Annotated in this window: 5 protein-coding genes; 1 reads left to right on the forward strand and 4 read right to left on the reverse strand. The window is 34.4% G+C overall.

Annotated features, from left to right (window positions below; genetic code table 11):
* Positions 1-209: 209 nt before the first annotated feature.
* Both FHL05_RS12205 and FHL05_RS12210 read right to left on the reverse strand, forming a co-directional pair.
* Positions 210-1190, reverse strand: a complete 981-nt coding sequence (locus FHL05_RS12205) for a ribose-phosphate diphosphokinase (protein WP_153384819.1) — start codon at positions 1188-1190, stop codon at positions 210-212.
* 15 nt (positions 1191-1205) lie between these two features.
* Entirely contained in the window at positions 1206-1586 is a 381-nt protein-coding gene (locus tag FHL05_RS12210; RefSeq protein WP_153384820.1) for a YueI family protein, read from the reverse strand.
* A gap of 129 nt (positions 1587-1715) precedes the next feature.
* Between FHL05_RS12210 and FHL05_RS12215 the strand changes: the two genes are divergently transcribed.
* The gene (locus FHL05_RS12215) at positions 1716-1955 is read left to right on the forward strand and encodes a hypothetical protein (RefSeq protein WP_153384821.1); all 240 of its coding nucleotides are present in this window, start codon (positions 1716-1718) and stop codon (positions 1953-1955) included.
* A gap of 208 nt (positions 1956-2163) precedes the next feature.
* Here the strand turns inward: FHL05_RS12215 and FHL05_RS12220 are convergent, their stop codons facing one another.
* Both FHL05_RS12220 and FHL05_RS12225 read right to left on the reverse strand, forming a co-directional pair.
* Entirely contained in the window at positions 2164-3039 is an 876-nt protein-coding gene (locus tag FHL05_RS12220; RefSeq protein ID WP_153522844.1) for a hypothetical protein, read from the reverse strand.
* 91 nt (positions 3040-3130) lie between these two features.
* Entirely contained in the window at positions 3131-3745 is a 615-nt protein-coding gene (locus tag FHL05_RS12225; protein ID WP_238333952.1) for an alpha/beta hydrolase, read from the reverse strand.
* Positions 3746-3952: the final 207 nt, after the last annotated feature.

Genomic DNA, 3952 nt, shown 5'->3' on the forward strand with positions numbered 1-3952 from the left:
TTGCATCAAGACGAAAAACCTCTTTCATTGTTTGTGGAGAACTCCAATGATACCTGATTTTTTCGTCTTGGTGTTTTTATTTTGGAATTTTATTGAAAGTGGCTAACTTGATTATAAAATTCGCCAATAAAATATTTACAGATTTTTATATAAATAAGCAAATAGGATTGATAACCCTTTATGATTATCAACCCTATTTGTTTTAACAATTATTCAATTACAGTAAAGCTCTTACGAACATCAAATAATGAATCGATTGATTCATTCATTTCTGTCATTCTTATGGCATCGCCAACAAGATCTGTCACAGAAAGAATCTTCAATTTATCAAATTTGCAATCATCTGGAATAACGATTGAATCTGATACGAGAACTTCCATCAAATCTGATGCTTCTAGTCTCTTAGCAGCATCTTTTGAGAAGATTGGATGCGTTGCAACAGCTGAAATAGTCTTTGCGCCTGCAGCTTGAAGTGCTTCAGAACTATTGATCATTCTAGTACCTGTATCAATCAAGTCATCAACGATAACACATTGTTTACCATCGACATCACCGATAATATCAGGAACAACGTCGTCATCTTCAGTTGATCTTTGATCAACGATAGCAATTTGTGAACCAAATACTTCAGCCAAAGCACGAGCACGTTTAGTTGAATTGTGATCAGGGGCTACAAAAACGAAATCATCTGGATTCTTGATTTTCTTTTCAAAGTAACTAGCGAAGATTGGCATTGCACGTAAGTGATCAACAGGAATATCGAAGAATCCTTGAATTTGATCGGCATGCATGTCGATAGCAATCACGCGATTAACTTTTCCTAATTCCAACATATTTGCGAACAGTTTAGCTGAAATAGGTTCTCTGGCACGAGACTTTCTATCTGAACGTGTGTAAGCAAAGTATGGCAAGACACATGTAATGCTTTGAGCACTTGCACGTCTCAAGGCATCAACAGCAATCATCAATTCCATGAAGTTGTCATTAACTGGGTCAGCAACTGAATGAATGATATAAACGTCTTTCCCACGTACACTTTCATTCATTTGGATGTTGATTTCACCATCACTAAAGTGTGAAACTGTGGCATCCAACAATGGAATGCCCATGTAATCAGAAATTCTTTTAGCTAATGGCTTGTTACCATTTAAAGAAAGTAAAGCAATTTCATCTAATGCATTATTAGACATATTTGTCCTCCAAAATTATATAAGCACTGGTCTATCAACAGGTTTACCCTCGTTTGCGATGACTAAACCCATGTCATTATCAGTTAAGGCACTGTTTTTATTCCGCATACCCGATTGTGAAACTATTGTAAACTTATACTTTAATTTTACACTCAAACGTAGGTATTTATCCAGTATATGTGAATCTATTTTTCCATTAAGATAAAGATGATAATCAGGATACTTCTTCATAATATTCTCGACTACCTTTTCATTATCATCATTTTTTAACTGAGCAACCGTTAAGGCAATCGCCACACGTTCAGCAAAATTACCAAGAAATTTATTCTTTTCGTCAGGTTTCAATTGTGGCTTACCGAAAACATTTTGTTTTATATAGTCTTCAACGCTAGTCATTTTCACCCCTCCATATGTCATAGTATAGCTGAGATTTGAACAAGATAAAAGCAACTAAACTGAGTTATTGTTTTCTCTATTAGCTCACATAATTGTATAATGTTTGTAAAGAGAAAGGATGTGTTACTTATGGACGAAATGGTATTTTTCAATCCCGGTGATGCAATTGCCAACTCAAAAGATTATGGCGAGGCAGTCCGTGGAGCACAAATTTATAAAGCAAAAGATCCCTATGAGTCATCCCTAGTCATTGCACAGGATATGACTGATAATAAAAGCTTCGCAGTTTATTTTGCAAAAGATGAAAAATCAAAAGTTAAAGATACTGATAAAGGCGTTGTACAGTATCATTTGAAGAAAAAAATCTAGAGCAAATCAGAGAGCGGAGCAGGACCGCTTAGACACCGAGGATTAAAGCAATTCGTGAAATAGATTTAACCGGAAGTGTCTGTCCTGCGCAGCTCGTTTCCACTATAAAAATAGAACGCGAAAAAGTTATTAAAATATAAACGTAGAAACTAAATATAGGCATGGCAATCAATTTTTCGTTTGATTGCCATGCCTATTAAATTTCTTATTACCAACCCTTTTTAACAATCTTATCGTTCAAATCTTTACATTGAGTGGTAAACCATTTCTCAAAATTAATTCCAAAATAAGAATAATGATAAACACCGATGCTATCATCAACTAATTGACAAAGTTCAGGGTATTTCTTAAAAGCATCCGTTTCCTTCATAGATACCAATAATTTTCTAGCCGTTCCACCAAACAACACTAAATGCTTAGGCTGAATTATCTTCCATTCTTCTACAAAAATATTAGCTGACTTTTGAAATATTTCCCTATTATCTTCAATAGCTTTAAATACTTCTATATTATTCTTTCTAACATCAGGACTTTCATCTAAATCATGATACTTTCTAGTACCCTTTTTGGATTTAGCTTGTTTTGCTTTATCCCAAGCTATATATTGCTTAGCTCTCTTTTCATCTAATTTTTTTGAATCATCAACAAATATCAAGGATTTATCTTTTTTTCTGGAGGCAAAAAAATCATTGGCTACATTAGAAGAATCGCTATCAACAACCCGCTTAATCACGTCAGTCGCATAGCACCCTCGAAACTTAGGATCATTTATTTGAAGATATAACTTCACCATATTCTGGTCTCTTTTATTATTTATCGGATTCTCATGGAAATTTTTCCATCCGGTTACAAGTTGTTCGTTTGCACGTGCAGCCACATTAAGAGCTACAAACATAAAATCTCGATTAAATTTATTCTGCCCCTCACCACTATCCGTTAAAAAGTCTTCCTTGAATTTTAAGTCTAAATCATACTTTTCACGCAATTTGTTAGGCTTTATATCGTCTTGTTCAAAATCTTTTTTAATTTGTTCATTATCGGGCAGGCCCTTTTCGCATACTAAAAAAGATCCGAAACTGCTCATATGGACTTACTTACCTTTGCCTGTTGAATCGGCATTGTTTTCATCACAAAATTTAGTAGAAACTTTTTCTAAATTCTGTGCGACTTCTTTATTAGTTGTCATCATTAACTTCCTTAACCCACTTATCAAGCAACATCAACTGCTGCCGATTGTGGAAATAATGCTGTCCATCTGGTATCACCGTCAAAACAGCCGAATGGTTATTTACAAATTCATTCACAACCGAAATCGGTGTATGATCATCCTTTTCTCCATAAAGAATTTGCGTAGGAGCTTCCCATTTCAAAGGATGTTCTCTGATAAATTGTAAATACTTATAAGACAAAATTTCTCTTTGATTGATTTTGATTTCCTTTTGAGATTTCAAATCAGCTTCACTAAAACCAGCTGCGGTTAATTTATCCAACACATATTTTTCCATATCTAGCATTGGAGAGATAAACAACGCCTGGTCAAGTTCACAATCTTGCAAAGCTAACATCCCTAAATAAACGCCGATACTATTAGCGATTATCGAAATCTGGTCAGATTTTTTAGAAATTTCATCGTAAACTTCACGAATTTTTTTAGGAGCTAGCCAAGGCAGATATCCATCATAATCAATGCCAATAACTTCACTTTTTGGACAATCTCTTTGAAACCGTCTGGCTTCAGCAGCACTGCCGCCCATTCCATGAATGTATAAGATTACTTTTTTCAGTTTCATTAGCCTTCTCTCAAAAATTATTAATTATTCCGATAAGCAGTGATGTAATCTAATAATCTGAATAAGGTGATTTTATTTTGATGGCGAATTTTATAATCAAGTTAGCCACTTTCAATAAAATTCCAAAATAAAAACACCAAGACGAAAAAATCAGGTATCATTGGAGTTCTCCACAAACAATGAAAGAGGTTTTTCGTCTTGATGCAA

Origin of the sequence: Companilactobacillus halodurans (assembly GCF_009600995.1) — a bacterium.
Lineage (GTDB): Bacteria > Bacillota > Bacilli > Lactobacillales > Lactobacillaceae > Companilactobacillus > Companilactobacillus halodurans.